Raw genomic sequence first — 21,462 nt, forward strand, 5'->3', positions numbered from 1 at the left:
ACGTGGCCGAGCAGCACACCCCCAGATCCCTGATCGTCACCCTCTACGGCGCGTACGGTCGAGCCCCCGGCAATGCACCGCTGCCGGTGGCCGAACTGATCCGGCTGCTGTCCGTCCTCGGTGTCGACGCCCCGTCCGTACGCTCCTCCGTCTCCCGGCTGAAGCGGCGCGGGCTGCTCGTCCCCGCGCGTACCGTGAGCGGCGCGGCCGGGTACGCGCTGTCGTCCGACGCCCGCCAGCTGCTGGACGACGGCGACCGGCGGATCTATGCGCACCCGTCGCCGCCGCTCCAGGACGGCTGGGTGCTCGCCGTCTTCTCCGTACCGGAAGCGGAACGGCACAAGCGGCACCTGCTGCGCTCGCGGCTGGCCAGGCTCGGCTTCGGCACGGCGGCGCCCGGGGTGTGGATCGCGCCCGCCGCGCTGTACGACGAGACCCGGCACACGCTGGAGCGGCTGGAACTCGCCCCGTACGTGGACCTGTTCCGCGGGGAACACCTCGGCTTCGCCGCGACGCGGGAGTCCGTGGCGCGCTGGTGGGACCTCGACGCGATCGCCCGGCTCCACACGGACTTCCTGGAGCAGCACGAACCGGTGCTGCGGGCCTGGGAGTCACGCACCGGCGCCCCCGATCCCGAGACCGCCTACCGCGACTATCTGGCGGCCCTGGACTCGTGGCGGCAGCTGCCGTACGCCGACCCGGGCCTGCCGGAGGAGTTGTTGCCGAAGGAGTGGCCCGGGGGCCGGTCGGCGGAGGTGTTCGGGCTGCTGCACGCCCGGCTGCGGGACGCGGGGGCGGAGTTCGTACGGTCATGACCTGCCGCAGGCGCCGAAATGCAGGTGCTCCCGATGCCCCGCGCTTGGCAGGATGAGCCATGACCTGGACCTTTACGGATGATGTCGAAGCATTCCTGGACGTGGCAGGTGCCTCGCTGGCGGCCCGCCCCGCCGAGAACACCCTGGTACTGACCGTCACCGCAACCCTGCGGTCCAGCGGCCCCCACGCGTACGGCGACGCCGCGCCCTTGCTGGGGTGGTGGCGCGGGGCGGACGGCGAGGTCGCGGGAACAGTGGTGCAGACTCCGCCCTATCCCCCGCTGCTGGGCACGGTCGCCCCCGAGGCCCTCGTCCCACTGACCGCGGCACTCCCCCTGACCAGTGTCAACGCGGACCGCCCCACCGCCGAGGCACTGGCCGCCTGCTGGCCCGGCCACCGCGTCGAGCAGGAACAACGGCTCTACCGGCTCGGCGAGTTGATCCCGCCGCCCCCCGCCCCCGAGGGCACCCCGAGGACCGCCACGACCGCCGACCGCGAGCTGCTCCTGGCCTGGCATCTCGCCTTCGCCGAAGAAACCGGCCAGCTCAGCACCCACGCCGAGCGGCTGGTGGACGAGCGGACGGTGTCCGGCAGGCTGACACTCTGGGAGGCCGGTGATGTCCCGGTATCGATGGCGGGCGTCTCACCCCGGATCGCGGGCACGGTACGGGTCACGACCGTGTACACACCACCGGAGTACCGGGGTCACGGCTATGCGGCAGCGGTGACGGCGGACGCCGGCGGGGCGGCACGGGAGGCGGGCGCGGCCGAGATCCTGCTGTTCACGGACCTCGCCAATCCGACCAGCAACGGCGTGTATCAGCGGATCGGCTTCCGGCCCGTCTCGGACCGGCTGCTGATCAGTGCGCAGGACACCGGCGCGAAGGAGGGATGACGGGGACGAGACCCGGGAGGTGTCGAGGCGATGGCCATCGTGCCGGCGGACGTGGCCCGCGCCGAGAGAACCGAGCACTGGCGCGGCTCCCCGCATCCGGATCCGTGCCGGTGCCACGAGTGTCTCGCGCTCACCCCAGGGTGAGCCGCGGCTTCGGTGCGTCCGTGCGGCCGGTCGGGGGTGTGCGGCTGCCCGCGCGGTACGGGAGCGGCCAGGGTGCGCCCGGTCCGGCATAGCCCTGTTCGGCCGCCGCGTGCAGGGTCCAGTGCGGGTCGTAGAGGTGCGGGCGGGCCAGGGCGCAGAGGTCGGCGCGGCCCGCCAGCAGCAGGGAGTTGACGTCGTCCCAGGAGGAGATCGCGCCGACCGCGATGACGGGCACGATCAGGGTGTTGCGGATCCGGTCGGCGTACGGGGTCTGGTACGAGCGGCCGTACTCGGGGCGTTCGTCCGGGACGACCTGGCCGGTGGAGACGTCGATGGCGTCGGCGCCGTGCGCGACGAACGCGCGGGCGATCTCGACGGCGTCCTCGGCCGTCGTGCCGCCGTCGGCCCAGTCGGTGGCGGAGATCCGGACGGTCATGGGCCGGTCGTCGGGCCACTCGGCGCGGACCACGTCGAAGACTTCGAGGGGGAAGCGGAGTCGGTTCGACAGCGGTCCGCCGTAGGTGTCGGTGCGTCGGTTGGTAAGGGGCGAGAGGAAGCCGGAGAGCAGGTAGCCGTGCGCGCAGTGGAGTTCGAGCAGGTCGAAGTCGCAGGTGACGGCGTGTCGGGCGGCCGCGGCGAACTGGGCGCGGATGACCTCGAGTCCGGCCCGGTCCAGGGCGTGCGGGACCTGGTTGACTCCTTCCGCGTACGGGATCGGGGAGGCGGCGGACAGGGGCCAGTTGCCCGCGTCGAGCGGCTGGTCGATGCCGTCCCACATCAGCTTGGTGGAGCCCTTGCGGCCGGAGTGGCCGAGCTGGATGCCGATAGCCGTGCCGGGCGCCGAGGTGTGGACGAAGTCGGTGATCCGGGTCCAGGCGGCCGCCTGTGCGGGGGTGTAGAGGCCGGCGCAGCCGGGGGTGATGCGGCCCTCGGCGCTGACGCACACCATCTCGGTCATGACGAGCCCGGCGCCGCCGAGTGCGCGGGCGCCCAGGTGGACGAGGTGGAAGTCGCCGGGGACGCCGTCGACCGCCGAGTACATGTCCATCGGCGAGACGACGACACGGTTGCGGAGTTCGAGACCGCGCAGCCGCAGCGGGGTGAACATCGGCGGGGTGTCCGGGGCGCAGCCGAACTCCTCCTCGACGGCCGCGGTGAAGCGGGCGTCGCGCAGCCGCAGGTTGTCGTGGGTGACGCGGCGGCTGCGGGTGAGGAGGTTGAAGGCGAACTGGCGGGGCGCCTGGTCGACGTACGTACCGAGCTCCTCGAACCAGCGCAGGCTGGCCGCGGCGGCGCGCTGGGTCGATTCGACGACGGGGCGGCGCTCGGTCTCGTACGCGGAGAGGGCGGCGGGCAGGTCGGGCTGTTCCTCGATGCAGGCGGCGAGCGCGAGGGCGTCCTCGACGGCGAGTTTCGTGCCGGAGCCGATGGAGAAGTGGGCGGTGTGGGCGGCGTCGCCGATGAGGACGGTGTTGGCATGCGACCAGCGGGCGTTGACGACGGTACGGAAGGTGAGCCAGGAGGAGTTGTTGGAACGCAGCGGGCGGCCGCCGAGGACATCGGCGAAGATCTTGGCGCAGCGTTCCGTCGAGGCTGCGGCGTCCAGGGTGTCGAGCCCGGCCGCGCGCCAGACCTCCTCGCGCATCTCCACGATGACGGTGGAGGCACCGGATTGATCCGGCGGCCCGGAGGGCCTCGTCGAGGGATGGTGGTCGGGCGACGGGCGGGCGTACGGGTAGGCATGCAGCTGCATCACGCCGTGTTCGGTCTCGGCGATCTCGAAGCGGAAGGCGTCGAGGGCGAAGTCGGCGGCGAGCCAGATGTAGCGGTTGCGGTGGGCGGTGAGGGTGGGCCGGAAGGTGTCGGCGTACGCCTCGCGGGTGGCGCTGTGCACCCCGTCGGCGGCGATCACCAGATCGTGCGTCGCGGCGAGTTCGGCGGCGGGCGGGGCCTCTTCGCGGAAGCGGAGCCGTACCCCCAGCGACCGGCAGCGCTCGTGCAGGATCTCCAGGAGCCGGCGGCGGCCCAGCGCCGCGAAGCCGTGGCCGCCGGATGTCTGGGTCCGGCCGCGGTGGACGATGTCGATGTCGTCCCACCGCACGAACTCGGCCTGGAGCGCCCGGTACACCACGGGGTCGGCGTGTTCGATGCCGCCGAGCGTCTCGTCGGAGAGGACGACGCCGAAGCCGAACGTGTCGTCGGGGGCGTTGCGCTCCCAGACGGTGATGGAGCGCTCCGGGTCCAGGCGCTTGAGGAGCGCCGCGGCGTAGAGTCCGCCGGGGCCGCCGCCGATGACCGCGATCCGCCTCGTGCCGTACCCCATCGCGTTACCTGCCCTGCCATTTCGGCGGCCGCTTCTCCGTGAACGCGGCGTGGAACTCGGTGTAGTCGTCGCCGTGCATCAGCAGCGCCTGGGTGGCGGCGTCCATCTCGACGGCGGCGGCGAGCGGCATGTCGAGTTCGGCGGTGAGCAGCGCCTTGGTCTGGGCGAGGGCGAGGGCGGGTCCTTCGGCGAGGCGGTGTGCGAGCGCCGCTGCGCGCGCGTCGGCCTGCCCCTCCTCGGTCAGCTCGCTGATCAGCCCGATCCGTTCCGCCTCGGGGGCGCGGACCTGCTCGCCGAGCATCAGCAGCCTGGTGGCATGGCCGAGACCGACGACGCGCGGCAGCAGATACGCCGCCCCCATGTCGCCGCCGGAGAGTCCGACCCGGGTGAAGAGGAAGGCGAACCGGGCGGACGGGTCGGCGACGCGGAAGTCGGCGGCCAGCGCGAGGACGGCACCGGCGCCCGCGGCGACCCCGTGGATGGCTGCGACGACGGGGAAGGGGCACTCGCGCAGGGCCCGTACGACCTGTCCGGTCATGCGGTTGAAGTCGAGCAGCTGCGCGGTGTCCATCGCCAGGGTGGCGCCGATGATCTCGTCGACGTCGCCGCCGGAGCAGAAGCCCCGCCCCTCGCCGGCCAGCACGAGGGCGCGCACGGAGCGTTCGCGGGACAGCTCGGCAAGGAGATCGCGCAGATCGGCATAGGCGCCGAAGGTGAGCGCATTGAGTTTCTCGGGGCGGGCCAGGGTGACGGTGGCGACGCCGTCGTCCGTCGTCAGCCGCAGATGGCGCCAGTGCTCCGTGCGTGGCGCGGAACTGGGAAACGGGCTCATGGAGGGTGGTCCCCTTCAGCCGTCGGGCTGCTACCTGCTCTCGAATTTATCACTCATCCGTGACTCCCGTCACGAGTACGCAATAAGGCGGCGGTGAGGGCGAAGTGGCGAAAGTCCCATTCGTACCGGTCGCTCGCCCCTTGTCTGCGTCGTTGCACTTCGTATGGTTGAAACCGAGAAGTCTTGAGCTCCAGAAAGTCGTGACCTCCGGAACGGAAACCTGCTGTGCTCCCCGATGGACCGATCCCCGCCTCCTGGCGTATCGCACTGCCGCACTCGACGGCGGCAGTGCCGATCGCCCGCGCCCTGATCCGTACGGCGCTGACGGACATCGGTCCCTCGGCCGACTCCCTCGACACCGCGGAGCTCCTCACCGCCGAACTGGTCGCCAACGCCGTGGAACACACGGCCGGCGACGATCCGATCGAGCTGGTGGTGGAGATTCTGGAGACCGGCTGGCAGGTGGAGGTCCACGACCGCGACCCGGCTCCGCCGGGCGATCTCTCCCGGCCCGGTCCGGGCAGCGAACCGGACCCCTGGCAGGAGCACGGCCGGGGCCTGCTGCTGATCCGCACCCTCAGTTCGTCCTGCGGCCATCGCACGACGGAACACGGCAAGGCGGTCTGGTTCACCCTGCCGTCGCATCAGCCCCAGAACTAGTGCCCCCTCCCGGCGGGCGCTCTCAGGCCCGGTCCGCACCGGCCAGCCGCGACCGGCGTCGCCCGTAGCAGGCGTACACCGCCGCGCCGACCAGCAGGAAGACCGCGAACTGCACCCAGGTCGCCCAGCCCGTCCCGTACATCAGATAGAGGCAGAAGCCGACGCCCAGGATCGGGCTGGCCGGATAGAGCGGCACCCGGAAGGAACGCTTCAGCCCGGGGTGGCTGCGGCGCAGCGCGATCACCGCGACATTGACCGCCACCATGGTGGCGAGCGTGCCGATGGTGGTCAGGTTCACCACCGCGCCGAGGGACGCGAAGGCTGCCGGAACGGCAAAGACGACGGCGACGATCCAGGTGTTGGCGACGGGCGTCGCGGTCCGCGGCGAGACGCGTTCGAAGACCCGCGGGACCAGGCCGTCGCGGGACATCGACATCAGGATGCGGGTCTGCCCGTACATCACCGCGAGCACGACGGACGCGATGGCGACGACCGCACCGAAGGCGACGATGCCGCCGCCGACGGTCGAGTCGGTGACCTGGTCGACGGTCAGCGAGAGCGCGGCCGGCTTGTTGGAGACGGCGTCCGCGCCGAGTGCCCCGATGGCGGTGAGGGCGACCGCGCAGTAGAGCAGGGTGGCGACGCCGATGCAGATCATGATCGCGATCGGGATGTTCCGGCGCGGGTTCTTGACCTCTTCACCGGCGGTGGTGATGGCGTCGAAGCCGATGTACGAGAAGAACGCCAGCGAGGCGCCGGAGGTGATCCCGGCCACGCCGTGGGTGGCGAACGGCGAGAGGTGGCCTGCCTCGAACGCGGTGAACGCGATGGCGCAGAAGGCGATCAGGATGCCGATCTTGAGGACGGCCATCGCGGCCGTGGCGCCCGCGCTCTCCCGGACGCCGCGCACCAGCAGGGTGGCGGCCATCATGATCACCACGACGGCGGGGAGGTTGATCACGCCGCCGTCGCCGGGCCCGGCGGACAGGGCGGCGGGCAGGTGCCAGCCGACGACGCTGTTCAGCAGCTCGTTGACGTACTGGCTCCAGCCGACCGCGACCGCGGAGACCGAGACGCCGTACTCCAGCAGCAGGCACCAGCCGACGAGGAACGCGGTGCGTTCGCCGAGGGTGGCGTAGGCGAAGGAGTAGGAGCTGCCGGAGACCGGGATCGCGCCGCCCAGCTCGGCGAAGGAGAACGCGGTGAAGATGCAGGTGATCGCGGCGAGGACGAAGGAGACGACGACGGCGGGACCGGCCTTGGCAACGCTGTCGGAGAGGCCGACGAAGATGCCGGTTCCCACGATGGCGCCGATACCGAAGCACACGAGCTGGAACAGCCCCATGGTGCGCTTGAGGCCGTGCCCCTCCAGGTCGGCACCGGATTCGGCGACCAGCTGGGTGGGGCTCTTGATGCGCAGTCCCGGCCGGGGCGACAGGCTCTGCGGGCGGAGCGGACTCACGGGGATGATCTCTTCTCTGGTGGAGCATGTGGGGGGGCGTGCACGCGGAGCTGGTGGGGGGCTCCGGCCGGCTCCGTGGGGGGAACGCGTCAGACACGACAATGGGGTTCGAGCCCGCGAGCTCGAACCCCACCAAGTAGAACTATTGTAGCCAATTGCCTGCATGTTCACCCAATCGTGCGCATGTTCATACAGAACCTGACCGGCGACCCGTCAGGCGGCGGCCAAAGTCGCCACCAGGACGGCCTTGATCGTGTGCATCCGGTTCTCGGCCTCGTCGAAGACGATCGAGTGCGCGGACTCGAAGACCTCGTCGGTGACTTCCAGCTCGGTCAGCCCGTGGGCGGCATGGATCTCGCGGGCGACCTCGGTGCCGAGGTCGTGGTAGGCCGGGAGGCAGTGCAGGAACTTCACATCGGCGTTCCCGGTGGCGTTCAGCACGTCCATCGTGACGGCGTACGGCGCGAGCGCCGTGATGCGCTCCGCCCAGACCTCCTTGGGCTCACCCATGGAGACCCAGACGTCGGTGGCGACGAAGTCGGCGCCGCGGACGCCCTCGGCGACGTCCTCGGTGAGGGTGACGGTCGCACCGCCGGCCTCGGCGAGCCCGCGGGCCTGCGCGACGACCTCCTCAGCCGGCCAGTAGGACCTCGGGGCGACGATCCGGACGTCCATGCCCAGCAGCGCACCGGTGACCAGGTACGAGTTGCCCATGTTGAAGCGGGCGTCGCCGAGGTAGGCGAAGGTGATCCGCTCCAGCGGCTTGTCGCTGTGCTCGGTCATCGTGAGGACGTCGGCGAGCATCTGGGTCGGGTGCCAGTCGTCGGTGAGTCCGTTGAAGACGGGGACCCCGCCGTACGCCGCGAGCTCCTCGACGGCCGCCTGGCTGTCACCGCGGTACTCGATGCCGTCGAACATCCGGCCGAGTACGCGGGCGGTGTCCTTCACCGACTCCTTGTGGCCCATCTGCGAACCCGAGGGGTCGAGGTACGTGGTCGAGGCGCCCTGGTCGGCGGCCGCGACCTCGAAGGCGCAGCGCGTGCGGGTCGAGGTCTTCTCGAAGATCAGCGCGATGTTCTTGCCGCGCAGCCGCTGCACCTCCGTACCCGACTTCTTGGCCGCCTTGAGCTCGGCGGCCAGGCCGATCAGGCCGCGGAACTCCTCGGCCGTGAAGTCCAACTCCTTGAGGAAGTGGCGGCCTGCGAGGTCTATGGCCATGGTGGCTGCTCCTGGGTCGGGCGAGGGTCGCGCGTACGATTCTCTGGAAGTCTATACGAGAGAATGCATTGCTATACGGACCCCCGCGCGGCCGTGCGCCCTCAGCACTCCCGCGCGGCCCCGTGTTCCCCCGTTCGGTCGCGCGCTCCCCCGTGCCTACACCGCATCGCGGACCACCGGGCAGCTCATGCAGCGAGGACCGCCCCTGCCCCGGCCGAGTTCGCTGCCGCGGATCTCTATGACCTCGATGCCTTGCTTGCGCAGATACGTGTTGGTGGTGGCGTTGCGCTCGTACGCGACAACGACGCCCGGCTCGACGGCCAGCACGTTGCAGCCGTCGTCCCACTGCTCGCGCTCGGCCGCGTGCACGTCCTGGGTGGCCGTGAGAACCCGGATCGAGTCCAGGCCCAGCGCCGCCGCGATGGCCCGGTGCATGTGCTCGGGCGGATGGTCGGTGACCTTGAGCTCCCGCGGTCCGCTGCCGGGCTCGATGGTGTACGAGCGGAGCATGCCCAGCCCCGCGTACTGGACGAACGTATCGCCGTCGACCATCGTCATCACCGTGTCGAGGTGCATGAACGCCCGCCTCTTGGGCATGTCGAGCGCCACGATCGTCCGGGCGGAACCGGCGTCGAACAGTCCGCGGGCCAGCATCTCCACCGCCTGCGGGGTGGTGCGCTCGCTCATCCCGATCAGGACGGCGCCCTGCCCGATGACCAGGACGTCGCCGCCCTCGATGGTGGACGGATAGTCGTCCTGCCCCTCCGACCAGTGGTGGAAGGCTCCCGCCTCGGAGCCGGTGAAAAGGGGGTGATGGCGGTAGATCGCCTCGAAGTGAACGGTCTCGCGCTGCCGGGCCGGCCAGCGCATCGCGTTGATGGACACCCCGTCGTATATCCAGGCGGAGGTGTCCCGGGTGAAGAGGTGGTTGGGCAGCGGACCGAGCAGGAAGTCGTCCAGGTCCATGACATGGAAGCGGACCGATGTCGGCTCACTGTGCCGCTCCAGGAACTCCCGCTTCGTCATCCCGCCGACCAGCGCCTCGGCCAGCTCGGCGGTGGACAGCTCCTCGAAGGCGGCCCGCAGGTGTTCGGTGGCGAGCGGGCCGTACTCCTTCTCGTCGAAGACCCGGTCGAGGACGAGTCGCTTGGCCACCGGGATGTCCAGGGACTCACGCAGCAGATCGCCGAAGAGGTGCACCTCCACCCCGCGGTCGCGCAGGACGTCCGCGAAGCCGTCGTGTTCCTGCCGGGCGCGGCGCACCCACAGCACGTCGTCGAAGAGGAGCGCGTCCTTGTTGCTGGGGGTGAGCCGCTTCAGTTCCAGATCGGGGCGGTGCAGGATGACGCGGCGCAGCCGCCCGGCCTCGGAGTCGACATGAAATCCCATGTCTCCATCCTCACCGCGCGGTGCGCCGTTCACCCGGCGAATCGCCACCGAGTTCGCCACTGAATCCGCTGCCGGGTCCGGCGTCGCGTTCCGGCGCGATCCGGCTGCGGTCAGAGCCTCGGGTCGACGGGCTCCGACTCCAGGGCGAGCACCGCGAACACCGCCTCGTGGACCCGCCACAGCGGCTCGCCCTCGGCCAGCCGGTCCAGGGCCTCGAGACCGAGTGCGTACTCACGGAGCGCCAGCGACCGCTTGTGGCCCAGGAACCGGGAGCGCAGCCGCTCCAGATTTTCCGGACGCGTGTACTCGGGGCCGTAGATGATCCGGAGGTACTCCCTGCCCCGCACCTTGATGCCCGGCTGGACCAGCCTGCCCTTCTCGGCCCGCACGAGCGCGGCAAGGGGTTTGACGACCATGCCTTCGCCGCCGCGGCCGGTCATCTCCAGCCACCAGTCGGTAGCGGCGCGGACCGACGCCTCGTCGCCGGTGTCCACGACGAGCCGGCGGGTGACCTGGAGCAGGCCGGTGGGGTCGTGCTCCACCAGCCGGTCCACCCAGGCCAGCTGCTCGTCATGCGGTACGGAGGCCAGTGAGCGCCCCTGCACGGCAAGGATCTGGAACGGGGCGATCCGCACCCCGTCCAGGCCCTCGGTGGACCAGCAGTAGCGCCGGTAGGCCTCGGTGAACGCCGCGGCGTCGGCCGTCCGGTCCTGCTGACGGGCGGCCAGGTCGGCGACGTCCACACCGCGGACCGCCGCTGCCGCGAGTGCCGCGTCGACCTCGGGGAGTACGGCACCGGACGCGGCGCCGACCGCCGCGTACTGCGAGCGCAGCAGCCCGCCCGCCTTGAGGGACCAGGGCATCAGCTCGGCGTCGAGCAGCACCCAGTCGGTGTCCCACTCCTCCCAGAGTCCGGCGGCGGCGACGGCCGTGCGCAGTCTGCCGAGGATCTCCTCGGTCATAGCGGCGTCGTCGAGGAACGGCCGTCCGGTGCGGGTGTGCAGCGCCCCGGTCGGGCCCTCGACCCCGAACCGCTCGCGGGCCGCGTCCGCGTCACGGCAGACCAGGGCCACCGCCCGCGAGCCCATGTGCTTCTCCTCGCACACGACCTGGGCGACCCCGTCGGCCCGGTACTGCGCGAAGGCCTCGGCGGGGTGCTCCAGGAAGCCCTCCTCGTGGGAGGTCGCGGTGGGCGCCATCGTCGGCGGGAGGTAGCCGAGCAGCCGCGGGTCGACGGCGAACCGGCTCATCACTTCGAGCGCCGCCGCGGCGTTCTCCTCGCGCACCGAGATGCGGCCCATGTGCCGGGTCTCCACGATCCGTCGGCCCTGCACATCGGCCAGGTCGAGCGGACGCCCCTCGCGGCCCCCGGGTGCCTCGGTGACGAGCGGTTTCGCGGGCTCGTACCAGACCTTCTCGGCCGGTACGTCGACGAGTTCGCGCTCCGGCCAGCGCAGCGCGGTCATCTTCCCGCCGAAGACCGCACCCGTGTCCAGGCAGAGGGTGTTGTTGACCCAGGAGGTGCTGGGCACGGGGGTGTGGCCGTAGACCACGGCGGCACGGCCGCGGTACTCCTCCGCCCACGGGTAGCGCACCGGCAGGCCGAACTCGTCGGTCTCGCCGGTGGTGTCCCCGTACAGCGCGTGCGAGCGGACTCGTCCGGACGTGCGCCCGTGGTACTTCTCGGGCAGCCCGGCGTGGCAGACGACCAGCTTCCCTTCGTCCAGCACGTAGTGGCTGACGAGCCCGTCGATGAACTCCCGTACCTGCTCTCGGAAGGCCGGGTCCCTGGCGTCCTCGCGGTCCAGCTGCTCGATGGTCTCGGCGAGCCCATGGGTGTGCTGGACCTGGCGGCCCTTGAGGTAGCGGCCGAGCTTGTTCTCGTGGTTCCCCGGCACGCACAGGGCGTTCCCCGTCGCCACCATGGACATGACGCGGCGCAGCACGCCGGGGCTGTCGGGGCCGCGGTCGACGAGGTCGCCGACGAAGACCGCCGTGCGCCCCTCCGGGTGCGCGCCGTCGGCATAACCGAGCTTGCCGAGCAGGGTCTCCAGCTCGGAGCTGCAGCCGTGGATGTCACCGATGATGTCGAACGGCCCGGTGAGATGACGCAGGTCGTTGGAGCGGCGCTCCAGCACCACGTCGGCGTGGTCGGCCTCTTCCTCGGTGCGCAGGATGTGCACCTTGCGGAACCCCTCGCGCTCCAGGCCGCGCAGCGAACGGCGCAGCTCGCGGCGGTGGCGCTGGACGACGTGGCGGGGCATGTCGGCGCGGTCGGGCCGGGTGGCGTTGCGTGCCTGGCAGACCTCTTCGGGCAGATCGAGGACGATCGCGATGGGCAGCACGTCGTGGGTCCGGGCCAGCTGCACCAGCTGCCTGCGGCTCTCGGCCTGGACGTTGGTGGCGTCGACGACGGTCAGCCGTCCGGCGGCGAGCCGCTTGCCCGCGATGTAGTGCAGGACATCGAAGGCGTCACCGCTCGCGCTCTGGTCGTTCTCGTCGTCTGCGACGAGGCCGCGGCAGAAGTCCGAGGAGATGATCTCGGTGGGCTTGAAGTGCTTGCGCGCGAACGTGGACTTGCCGGAACCGCTGGCCCCGATGAGCACGACGAGGGAGAGGTCGGTCACCGGCAGCGTGCCGTGCGCGTCGGTGCTCTTCTCGGTGTCGTTGCCGGTCATGCTGCCTTCGCCTTCTTCTTCGTGTCGTCCTCGGCGGTCTTCGTGAACACGGCCATCTGTGTGGGCGGCCCCACCTCGGGGTCGTCGGGTCCCACCGGCACGAAGCCGACTCCGTATCCATGCCGCTGCGCCACTTCCTGCGCCCAGCCCAGGAACTCGGCCCTGGTCCATTCGAAGCGGTGGTCGCCGTGGCGCACGTGCCCGGCGGGGAGGCTCTCCCAGCGGACGTTGTACTCCACGTTCGGCGTCGTCACGAGCACCGTCTGCGGCCGGGCCGAGCCGAACACCGCGTACTCCAGCGCGGGCAGCCTCGGCAGGTCGAGGTGCTCGATGACCTCGCTGAGCACGGCCGCGTCATACCCGCCCAGCCGCTTGTCGGTGTACGTGAGCGAGCCCTGCCGCAGCGTGACGCGGCCGGCCTGGCGCTCGCCCATCCGGTCCAGCTTCAGCCGGCGCGAGGCGATGGTCAGGGCACGTATCGAGACGTCGACGCCGACGATCTCCGTGAAGCGCACGTCCTTCAGCAGTGCCTGCACCAACTGGCCCTGCCCGCAGCCCAGGTCCAGCACCCGGCTCGCCCCGGCGGCCCGCAGCGCCTCCAGGATCGCTTCGCGCCGCTGCTCGGCGAGCGGCACCGGCTTCTCCTCGGTGTCCGTCGTCTCGTCCACGGCGTTGTCGACGGACTCCACCGCCAGGTCGTCCAGCTCGGCGAGCCGTACCAGTTCGAGCCGTTCCATCGCCTGCCGGGTCAGCCCCCAGCGCCGGGACAGATACCGGCTGGTGATCAGCTTCTGCTCCGGGTGGTCGGCCAGCCAGCCGTCACCGGCCCGCAGCAGCTTGTCCACCTCGTCGGGCGCGACCCAGTAGTGCTTGGCGTCATCGAGCACCGGCAGCAGGATGTACAGCTGCCGCAGCGCGTCCGCGAGCCGCAACTCGCCTTCCAGCATCAGTCGTACGTACCGCGAGTCGCCCCACTCCGGGAACTGCTCGTCCAGCGGTACCGCCACCGCGTCCACGCTCGTCCAGCCGAGCGGACCGAAGAGCTTCGTCACGAGCTCCGCACCACCGCGCGCCGGGAGCGCGGGCACCTCGATCCTGAGCGGCAGGGGCGCCGCCGCGCGCTCGGGCAGGGTCCGGCACACGCCGTTCAGAGCGGACTTGAAGACGGTGCTCATCGCGACGGAGAGCAGCGAGGACGCCGCGTACGGCCGGTCGTTGACGTACTGCGCGAGCGCCGCGTCGGGGGCGCCGCCGCGGCCCTTGCCCTTGCCCCGGCGCACGAGCGCCACGGGATCCACCTGCAGCAGCAGGGCGGCCGTGCAGCGCTCGGCGGATGCCTCGGGATAGAAGACATGCGCGGTGCCGTGGGAGGTGGAGAACTCCTGTGCCTTCTCGGGATGCTTGTGCAGCAGGAAGCCGAGGTCGGTCGCGGGGCGCTCAGGGGTGCCGGTCGTACTGATGGTCAGGAACACACGTCGAGTATGGTCTGGATCACTCGCCCCCCACCAGGCATTTTCGTAGTGTCTACGGTTCTGTCGCCCCTCCCGTCCCACGGTCCGTGCCACGCGCCGACCCGCTCCCTGACCTCCGCGCCGTCCGTCCCGCCGCAATCAGCCCGGCCAGTTCCGCGATCGGTCCGGGCCCGACCCGGCAGCAGCCACCGACCAGCCGCGCACCGGCCTCCTGCCAGCCCCGCACCCGGCGGGGGTCGAACGTGGCACCACCGGTCCACCCCCGGCCCCCGGTGTCCCACCGCTCCCCGCTGTTCGGGTAGACGACGACCGGTTTCCCGGTCACCTCGGCCGCCGTCACCACCGCCCGGTCCGCGTCCGCCGGATCGCAGCAGTTCACCCCCACGGCCACCACCCGGTCGTGTCCGGCGGCGAGCCCGAACGCCGTCTCCAGCGGCTGCCCCGCCCGGGTCCGGTCGCCCGCCACGCTGTACGAGAGCCAGACCGACAGCCCGTAATCGTCGACCACCCGCAGCAGCGCCTCCGCCTCGTCGGTGTCCGGCACCGTCTCCAGCGCCAGCACATCGGGGCCGGCGGCGGCCAGCGCCTCGATCCGGGGCCGGTGGAAGCGCTCCAGCTCCCGCACCGAGAGGCCGTACCGCCCGCGGTACTCGCTGCCGTCCGCGAGCATCGCCCCGTACGGGCCGACCGAGCCGGCGACCCAGACCTCCCGGTCCGCCGCCGCACCGGCACGCCGGGCCAGCTCCACGCTGCGGGCGAAGAGCTCCGTCACCCGGGCCCGGCCGATCCCCCGCCGCGCGAACCCCTCGAACGTCGCCTGGTAGCCGGAGGTGATGAGCACCTGCGCACCCGCCCGCACATACGCCCGGTGCGCGGCCTCGATCTGCCGTGGCTCGTCGACCAGCAACCGGGCCGACCACAGTTCGTCGGACAGGTCGCAGCCCTGCGCCTCCAGTTGGTTGGAGAGACCTCCGTCCAGGAGGACGGTGGACTCGGCGAGCGCGGCGGCCAGCGGGCGGGCGGGTTGCACAGGTGTTCCTTCCGGTCGTGGCTGCTCCTGCAGCTCCGTTGGTCAGTTCAGCTGGGACTGGACCTGCGAGGAGATCAGCTCCAGGTGGTCCAGATCGTTCAGGTCGAGGATCTGGAGGTAGATCCTCGACGCCCCGATCTCGCCGTACCGGCCGATCTTGTCGACCACCTCGGCGGGCGAGCCCGCGAGCCCGTTCGCCTTCAACTCCTCCACGTCGCGCCCGATGACCGACGCCCGGCGGGCCACCTCCGCGTCGTCCTTGCCGACGCAGACCACCAGGGCGTTGGAGTACACCAGGTCGTCCGCGCCGCGCCCGGCCGCCTTCGCCGCTTCCCTGACCCGCCCGAACTGCTTCTCGCTGTCCTCGAGCGAGGCGAACGGAATGTTGAACTCGTCCGCATACTGGGCGGCCAGCCGCGGTGTACGCGTCACACCGTGACCGCCGATCAGGATCGGCACCTTGGCCTGTGCCGGCTTGGGCAGCGCGGGTGAGTCGGTGAGCTGGTAGTAGGCGCCGTCGTAGTTGAACTTCTCGCCGACCCCGGTCGCCCACAGCCCGGTGACGATGGCCAGCTGCTCCTCCAGCCGGCCGAACTTCTCCTTGGGGAACGGAATACCGTACGCCTTGTGCTCCTCCTCGAACCAACCTGCTCCCAGACCGAGTTCGACGCGTCCGCCGGACATCTGGTCGACCTGGGCGACCTGGATCGCGAGGACACCCGGGAGCCGGAAGGTCCCCGCGGTCATCAGCGTGCCGAGCCGGATCCGCTTGGTCTCGCGCGCCAGCCCGGCCAGGGTGATCCACGCGTCGGTCGGGCCGGGCAACCCGTCGCCCGCCCCCATGCGGAGATAGTGGTCGGAGCGGTAGAACGCGTCGAACCCAAGGTCCTCGGCAGCCTTGGCGACGGTGAGCAGGGTGTCGTAGCTCGCCCCTTGCTGGGGCTCGGTGAAGATTCGAAGATCCATGGTTCCATCCTGCACCTGCGAGCACCGGTCATTCCTCGCGCCCGCCCCGCGCCGCCCCACCGAACGCCCCGCCATGACGACCCCGCGCCGTCACGGCTGGCCCGCCGCGGAGCCCGCCGGTCCGCGCACCGCACCGTACGTACCGTCCCGCTCGCGCTGCCGGTCCTGCTCGCGGTCCTGCTCGGCGAGGAGCCGGAGCATCCCGTGCACCCGGTCCAGCGCCTCGTCGGCCGCGTCGATCGCTTCGATGCACTGCCAGTAGAGGCTCTCCTCGCCGGTGTCACAGGCCACCGCGACGAGAGCCATCCCCATCTCCCCCAGCAGCGCGCCGAGACCGGTCAGGGCCGCCCGGGGATCGGCAACCTCGTCGAGCTGCGCGGCCCGCGCCGTGCCGGTCCGCACCACCGGATGGTCCGGCGCCCCGCCGCCGCTTCCCCCGATCTCGCCGAGCCCCCGTGCCTCGCCCCGCAGCGCCTTCGGCCCGTAGGCCGCCAGCCGCTCGCCGATCGCCTGGGCCAGCGCCTGGACCTGCCAGGCCTCCGCCATGATGGACGGCGCGCCCCGGCTCTGCGCCAGAGCCCGCCGGCTTACCTCTATGAGCCGCTCCGCTTCCATGCGTCGCCCCCGTCCGAACGAAAACCCGCTCACTTCATCCATTACCCACAGTGAGGGGAGTGGTACCGAAAGGCCAGGGGATTTCGGAAATCTGTGGACACGAAGTCGACTGTGAAGAAATCGATCACTCCGAAGAGTGACGACCATGAGGCTCTGGGGGCTTCGGAACCGGGAAGCGCGCTTCGTTCCTGTCGATCTTCTCCGCCAGCGCCGCCAGCGCATCGATGCCCAGCACCTCGCAGAACTGCAGCAGATACGCGAGCACATCCGCGACTTCGTCCGCCACCCGATGCGCCGTCTCGGGCGTCTCCATCACCCGCGCGGACTGCTCCGGCGTCAGCCACTGGAAGATCTCGACCAGTTCGGACGCCTCGACGCTGAGCGCCGCCGCCAGGTTCTTCGGGGTGTGGTACTGCTCCCAGTCACGGGCGGCCGCGAACACGGCGAGCCGTCGCTGCAGTGTCTGTACATCGAGTCCGTTCACGGTTCCAGGTGTACCACCGTCGCACCGGCCGTTCCCCGTGCCCGTGCGGCGGCCGCCTCGGCGACCGTCCCCACCAGCCTGAGGTGCCCGGTCGAGCCGACCGACGCGGCCAGGGCCAGCAGTTCCGCCACCTGCCGTCCGTCCAGGTCCCGGTCGAGCCCGTCGACCAGAACGGTGAGCGTCTGCATGGCCGACGGCACCTCCGCCGCGGCGTCCACCGCCAGCACCCCGGGGCCGGTGAGCAGAACCAGGGCAAGCGCCAGATACCTCAACTCGCCGTCGCCGAGCCGCCCGACCGGGGTGAGGTGCCCGCCGTCGCGCTCCACCACGGCGCGCAACAACCCGTCCGGGATCCGCTCGACGCCCAGCCCCCTCACTGTCCCCGCGCATCCGGCAGCGGCCGCCGCAACCAGCCGGGCATGCCGCTGTCCACACTGGGTGTGTGTCCGTTCCAGTACCGCCGCGAGGTTGTCGCAGTCCCGGCGCAGCCGGCCCTCCCCGCCGGGCACCGGCGCCCGCATCCGCTGCGGCCGCGGTTCGCACACGAAGACGGAGCGCAGGGCCACGACCATCTGTTCGGCGGCGGCGAGGACCCGTAACTGTCCCTCGGTCGTGCCCGCGACCCTCAGCGGCAGCAGCGCCGTGCCGAGCAGGTCGTCCGGCAGCGGCGCCCGGGTCACCGGGACGGTGCCGGCCGTGTGCCAGGCCGCCTGGACCGTCGAGCCCCTGGGGTCGCGCAGCGCGGTGGTCAGCAGCGTCTCGCCGCCGCCGGTCAGCCGTTCGCCGACGATCCGGAGGGTGGGCTCGGCCTGCACGGCGACGTCGAGCCGGACCGGTCCTGCCGGGCCGGTCGCCGTGCAGCCGATCCGGAAGCCGCGGCGGCCCTGGGCGTCGGGACCAGCCCGTTCGGGCACGGAAGCCGCCGGATCCGGGAACACCTCGTCGAGCGGGTCGCCCGCGCCCAGCCGGGCCAGCGCCTCGTACGCCCGCAGCGCGCTGGACTTGCCACTGCCACCGGCCCCGGTGAACAGCGTGAGCGGGCCCACCGGGAGGACGGTGCCACGGTGCGAGGCGAAGGCGGAGAGCCGCAGTTCGGTGACGACGGGGCCGGCGGACCGGACCGCCCCGGTTCGGGGAGGCTCGGTTCGGACAGCCTCGGTTCGGACTTCTCGGGCGGCTGATGCCACTGGGGTCGCCCACGGGTTTTCCGGGCAGTGTGCAGTCATGAGCGGACCGTACGCACGTCGTCGACCGGCGAACCGTTCCGCCCGCACGACCTTCCTACGATCGGGGGACGCCCGCCGCCGTGACCCCCTCGACCTCAATGCCGACCGGCGACAGAAGAAACACGTTCCGGTCGACGCGATGCATCCCGCTGCCGAGCCCGAAGACCACACCGCTGGTGAAGTCCAGGATCCGCTTGGCCACATCGGTCTCGGCACTGGTCAGATCGAGCAGCACGGGGATCTGTGCGACCAGATACTCGGCCACCTCGCGCGCGTCCGCGAAGACCTGCACGCGCAGCACGACCATGCGGCGCTGTTCGGCGGTCTCATGGTCGTCGGGGACCGCCCGGTGGTCGACCCGCGACGGCCATTCGTTGCGGCTGCGCAGCGGTACGACCTGGGCCAGACCCTCCCACTGCTCGTCCGTGACGTCGTACCTGTCGTACCTGCTCACCGGACCACCCCGTCTGTGCTTCGGTCGGCGTTGCGCCGGCTGCACTCGCTGTTCATCGGGCAATTCTCGCGCCCCTCACCCGTTCGGCGTACCACCGACACGGGTCAGCGGCTGATCGACACCTCCGACGAGACCGAAAGCGCCGCGTCGCCGGTCACGTCGAGCGGGCTGAAACGGACCGGGAGATGCACCAGCGCGCGGTGGAACGGACCGGGCCGCCACATCAATTCGCTCGCCGGAACGGCCAGCTCCGCATCGCACAGCCGGCTGGCCAGCTGCTCGATCGCGGTCGTCGCGATGAGCAGTGCCGGCTGCTTCGCGGGGCACCGGTGCGGCCCCGCCGACCAGGACAGATGGGCGCTGCCGCCGGAGCGCACGCCGGGTCCGAAGGGGCGGGCGGGGACTGGGCGTTGACCCCTGTGAAGGAGACCAGGATCAGCTGCCCGGCGCGCCGCCGGACGCCGTGGAACTCGGTGTCGCGGCGGGGGTGATGGGCGGCGAAATTGGCCAGCGGCGGGTCCTGCCACAGGACCTCGTCGATCGCCTCATGGGCCGTCATCGCCCCGCCGTGCAGCGAGCCGGCGTAGCTCGGGTCGGTGAGCATGTGCAGCAGCGCGTCGCCGATCAGGTTGGTCGTCGGGTCGTGGCCCGCGCTCATGACCAGAGTGATCTGACGCACAGTCTCGTCGTTGTCCAGACCGGCCGGATGGCCGAGGAAGTACGAGGTGAGGTCGCGACGGGGGCGGGCACGCCGTTCGGCGACCAGCTCGGTGACGGACGTGACGAGGTCGGCGTACGCGGCGGCCGAGTCCTCGGCGGAGTTGAACATGCCGCCGATACCGTCGACGATCCGTTCGCCGTCCTCGGGCGGTACGCCGAACCAGGTTCTGTGGTCGGGTCGGACCCGCCCGGACGGGGGGAGATCCGGGTATCATCCCTCGCGGTCTGCCGCCCCACGGGACTGCTCCACTTCTCGAGCGACGACGGCGACATCGGTCATCACCTGAAGCACACTGGGCAGTTCGGAGCCGTCAAGCTGCCGGTACTCGCTGCCGATCGTCACCACGAGGCGTTCAGCCAGACCGAGTTCGGGGTGGCGTCCCTCGGCGACCACCCGGCGGGCCGCCTCCAGTGCGGGCACCCCGGCCGCGTGGAGGGCGTGGGCACGTTCCCGTACGTACTCGAGGTAGCCGATGTGTGCGCGCACGCCGGCCGGGTCGAGGACCGGACCGTGGCCCGGGACGATGGTCTCGGCGCCGGTGGCCAGCACCTGTTCGCAGGCGGCGATCACCTGGGAGAGGGGGCCCGCCCAGTGCACCGGGTGGTCGCCCGGCTGCTCCGGGGTGGAGGCGAAAATGACGTCGCCGCTGAATACGGTGCGCTGAGCGGGCAGGTGCACGATGAGGTCGCCCGTGGTGTGGGCGGGGAGCAGGGCCGTCACCTGGACCGGGTACTCCCCCAGGGTCAGTTCGAGCTCGCCGGTGAAGTACGTGGTCGGCTGCACGGGTTCGGTCCGCGACCAGTCGAACGGGCCGAAGTGGCGCTTGAGGTACTCACCGAGCGCGGTGGCCGGATCGCTGCCGTGGACGAGGGCGTGCTGCTGCTTCGGGGTGGGTTCGTAGTGAATGTGTTCCCGGGCCTCGCGGGTCGCGATGATCTCCGCGCCCGGGAGTACGCCCGCGCCCCAGAAGTGGTCCCCGTTGGCGTGGGTGACGATCACCCGGTCGATGGCGGCGCCGTCGGGCAGCCGCTTCGTCGACTCCGCCAGGAACTGGCCGGCGAGCACGGGGTCGTACGGTGTGTCGATCCAGATCGCGCCACGCGATGACGTCAGGAGACCGCAGTTCGCGAGGCCCCAGCCCCGTTTCGGCGGGAGCCATGCGTAGAGGTCCCGGCCCAGCTCGACGAAGTCTCCGCCCGTGATCGACATGGACGCGATTATGCCGACCGCGATCCGGCAACGCGTTCGCACTCGGCCGCTGAGGGATCTGTTTGGCGCAAACCCACCGCCCGCTCGCACCGATTGCGGTGTGGCGGTGACGGTACGAGACCGGGCACCCGCACCCTCGTACGACACCTTCCGGACGCTCGGCCTCATTTCTCCCGACGGTGTCACGCTTCGCGACCGTGGCCGATCGGGCGACCGCCAAACAGGAATGGGCCGATTACCCACCGAGCATGGCTGAAAACAGAAGCAGAGAGACCTCCGGCGACGGCGCCGGGCGCGCTGTCGCCGGAGGTCCCGAAGCACCGTGGCGCAGTGCCGTGACCAGCGATGCTTGCCCCATGAGGAGCGTCGTCCAGTGCGAACCGCCCTTCACCGAGGAGCTCCGCGTCGACCACCATCCCGGCCGCGTGGTGGTGCGCGCGGGCAACGGTGGAGTCCACGCCGACCAGGCGAGGTCGACGTCACCACGGGCCGCCGCCTCGGCGATCAACGCGTCCATGAGGCCCTGAAAGGGCCGGACAGCTGGGCGTTGTGGCCAAGGACGAACATACCGACGGCCCCAGTCGACGTGACCGTTGTCCCAGGCTTCGTCGCCAAGGGAGAACTGATAGCTGTATTCGGCGCGTTGGCGGTATGCCAACGTCCCCGCCCAGGCTGCTGGTTCACGGCCCTTTGCGCATGTTCTAGAGCCATTGGGTAACCCGTGTCGCCCTCGATACCCGCCGGGCGTTCGAGAGTTCCACGGTCATTCCCGAGACGCTGGACCATCGAGCCTGGATCGACCGACCTTCGCACCACCCGTGACCAGCGAACCCACTCGCACCGCTCCGCTAGCATGTTCGGACTCACG

Annotated in this window: 19 protein-coding genes; 4 read left to right on the forward strand and 15 right to left on the reverse strand. The window is 71.1% G+C overall.

Annotation, left to right across the window (positions count from 1 at the left end; translation table 11 throughout):
- The first annotated feature begins 2 nt into the window (after positions 1–2).
- On the forward strand, positions 3–815 hold the full coding sequence (locus ACGFSA_RS22800) for a PaaX family transcriptional regulator C-terminal domain-containing protein (protein WP_393306939.1): 813 nt from the start codon (positions 3–5) through the stop codon (positions 813–815).
- Between the two features lie 59 nt (positions 816–874).
- Positions 875–1,711 (forward strand): GNAT family N-acetyltransferase, encoded by an 837-nt coding sequence (locus ACGFSA_RS22805; protein WP_393306941.1) that lies wholly within the window; start codon positions 875–877, stop codon positions 1,709–1,711.
- Between the two features lie 130 nt (positions 1,712–1,841).
- Here the strand turns inward: ACGFSA_RS22805 and ACGFSA_RS22810 are convergent, their stop codons facing one another.
- Together ACGFSA_RS22810 and ACGFSA_RS22815 are read right to left on the reverse strand one after the other, a co-directional pair.
- A complete protein-coding gene (locus ACGFSA_RS22810) occupies positions 1,842–4,178 on the reverse strand; it encodes a bifunctional salicylyl-CoA 5-hydroxylase/oxidoreductase (protein ID WP_393306943.1) in 2,337 nt (778 codons plus the stop codon).
- 4 nt (positions 4,179–4,182) lie between these two features.
- The gene (locus ACGFSA_RS22815; RefSeq protein WP_393306945.1) at positions 4,183–5,010 is read right to left on the reverse strand and encodes an enoyl-CoA hydratase family protein; all 828 of its coding nucleotides are present in this window, start codon (positions 5,008–5,010) and stop codon (positions 4,183–4,185) included.
- A 225-nt stretch (positions 5,011–5,235) separates the two neighbouring features.
- On the opposite strand from ACGFSA_RS22815, the gene ACGFSA_RS22820 reads away from it, so the two are divergent.
- Positions 5,236–5,670, forward strand: a complete 435-nt coding sequence (locus ACGFSA_RS22820) for an ATP-binding protein (RefSeq protein WP_393306947.1) — start codon at positions 5,236–5,238, stop codon at positions 5,668–5,670.
- A 22-nt stretch (positions 5,671–5,692) separates the two neighbouring features.
- Here ACGFSA_RS22820 and ACGFSA_RS22825 read toward each other — a convergent pair whose 3' ends face one another.
- From ACGFSA_RS22825 to ACGFSA_RS22885, 13 genes are all read right to left on the reverse strand, one after another.
- A complete protein-coding gene (locus ACGFSA_RS22825; RefSeq protein WP_393306949.1) occupies positions 5,693–7,132 on the reverse strand; it encodes an amino acid permease in 1,440 nt (479 codons plus the stop codon).
- Positions 7,133–7,345: 213 nt separating this feature from the next.
- Positions 7,346–8,350 (reverse strand): ornithine carbamoyltransferase, encoded by a 1,005-nt coding sequence (gene argF / locus ACGFSA_RS22830; RefSeq protein WP_393306951.1) that lies wholly within the window; start codon positions 8,348–8,350, stop codon positions 7,346–7,348.
- Between the two features lie 156 nt (positions 8,351–8,506).
- The gene (locus ACGFSA_RS22835; RefSeq protein ID WP_393306953.1) at positions 8,507–9,739 is read right to left on the reverse strand and encodes an arginine deiminase; all 1,233 of its coding nucleotides are present in this window, start codon (positions 9,737–9,739) and stop codon (positions 8,507–8,509) included.
- 110 nt (positions 9,740–9,849) lie between these two features.
- Positions 9,850–12,417, reverse strand: coding sequence for a polynucleotide kinase-phosphatase (locus ACGFSA_RS22840; RefSeq protein ID WP_393306955.1), 2,568 nt, complete (start codon positions 12,415–12,417; stop codon positions 9,850–9,852).
- The gene (locus ACGFSA_RS22845) at positions 12,414–13,889 is read right to left on the reverse strand and encodes a 3' terminal RNA ribose 2'-O-methyltransferase Hen1 (protein ID WP_393306957.1); all 1,476 of its coding nucleotides are present in this window, start codon (positions 13,887–13,889) and stop codon (positions 12,414–12,416) included. The genes ACGFSA_RS22840 and ACGFSA_RS22845 overlap by 4 nt, the downstream gene beginning before the upstream one ends.
- Before the next feature lie 52 nt (positions 13,890–13,941).
- Positions 13,942–14,919, reverse strand: a complete 978-nt coding sequence (gene mmuM / locus ACGFSA_RS22850) for a homocysteine S-methyltransferase (protein WP_393306959.1) — start codon at positions 14,917–14,919, stop codon at positions 13,942–13,944.
- A 42-nt stretch (positions 14,920–14,961) separates the two neighbouring features.
- A complete protein-coding gene (locus tag ACGFSA_RS22855) occupies positions 14,962–15,885 on the reverse strand; it encodes an LLM class F420-dependent oxidoreductase (protein ID WP_393306961.1) in 924 nt (307 codons plus the stop codon).
- 90 nt (positions 15,886–15,975) lie between these two features.
- A complete protein-coding gene (locus ACGFSA_RS22860) occupies positions 15,976–16,500 on the reverse strand; it encodes a DUF6099 family protein (RefSeq protein ID WP_393306963.1) in 525 nt (174 codons plus the stop codon).
- Between the two features lie 124 nt (positions 16,501–16,624).
- Positions 16,625–16,984: a nucleotide pyrophosphohydrolase gene (locus ACGFSA_RS22865; RefSeq protein WP_393306965.1), complete on the reverse strand. Its 360-nt coding sequence runs from the start codon at positions 16,982–16,984 to the stop codon at positions 16,625–16,627.
- Positions 16,981–18,210 (reverse strand): AAA family ATPase, encoded by a 1,230-nt coding sequence (locus tag ACGFSA_RS22870; protein ID WP_393306967.1) that lies wholly within the window; start codon positions 18,208–18,210, stop codon positions 16,981–16,983. The genes ACGFSA_RS22865 and ACGFSA_RS22870 overlap by 4 nt, the downstream gene beginning before the upstream one ends.
- A gap of 55 nt (positions 18,211–18,265) precedes the next feature.
- Positions 18,266–18,664 (reverse strand): cell division protein SepF, encoded by a 399-nt coding sequence (locus ACGFSA_RS22875; RefSeq protein ID WP_366136485.1) that lies wholly within the window; start codon positions 18,662–18,664, stop codon positions 18,266–18,268.
- Between the two features lie 223 nt (positions 18,665–18,887).
- Positions 18,888–19,493: a hypothetical protein gene (locus tag ACGFSA_RS22880; protein WP_393306970.1), complete on the reverse strand. Its 606-nt coding sequence runs from the start codon at positions 19,491–19,493 to the stop codon at positions 18,888–18,890.
- A 102-nt stretch (positions 19,494–19,595) separates the two neighbouring features.
- Positions 19,596–20,594, reverse strand: a complete 999-nt coding sequence (locus ACGFSA_RS22885; protein WP_393306972.1) for an MBL fold metallo-hydrolase — start codon at positions 20,592–20,594, stop codon at positions 19,596–19,598.
- Between the two features lie 356 nt (positions 20,595–20,950).
- On the opposite strand from ACGFSA_RS22885, the gene ACGFSA_RS22890 reads away from it, so the two are divergent.
- Positions 20,951–21,121, forward strand: a complete 171-nt coding sequence (locus ACGFSA_RS22890) for a hypothetical protein (RefSeq protein WP_393306974.1) — start codon at positions 20,951–20,953, stop codon at positions 21,119–21,121.
- Positions 21,122–21,462: the final 341 nt, after the last annotated feature.

The organism is Streptomyces sp. NPDC048496 (genome assembly GCF_043200055.1).
In the GTDB taxonomy this organism is placed as follows: domain Bacteria; phylum Actinomycetota; class Actinomycetes; order Streptomycetales; family Streptomycetaceae; genus Streptomyces.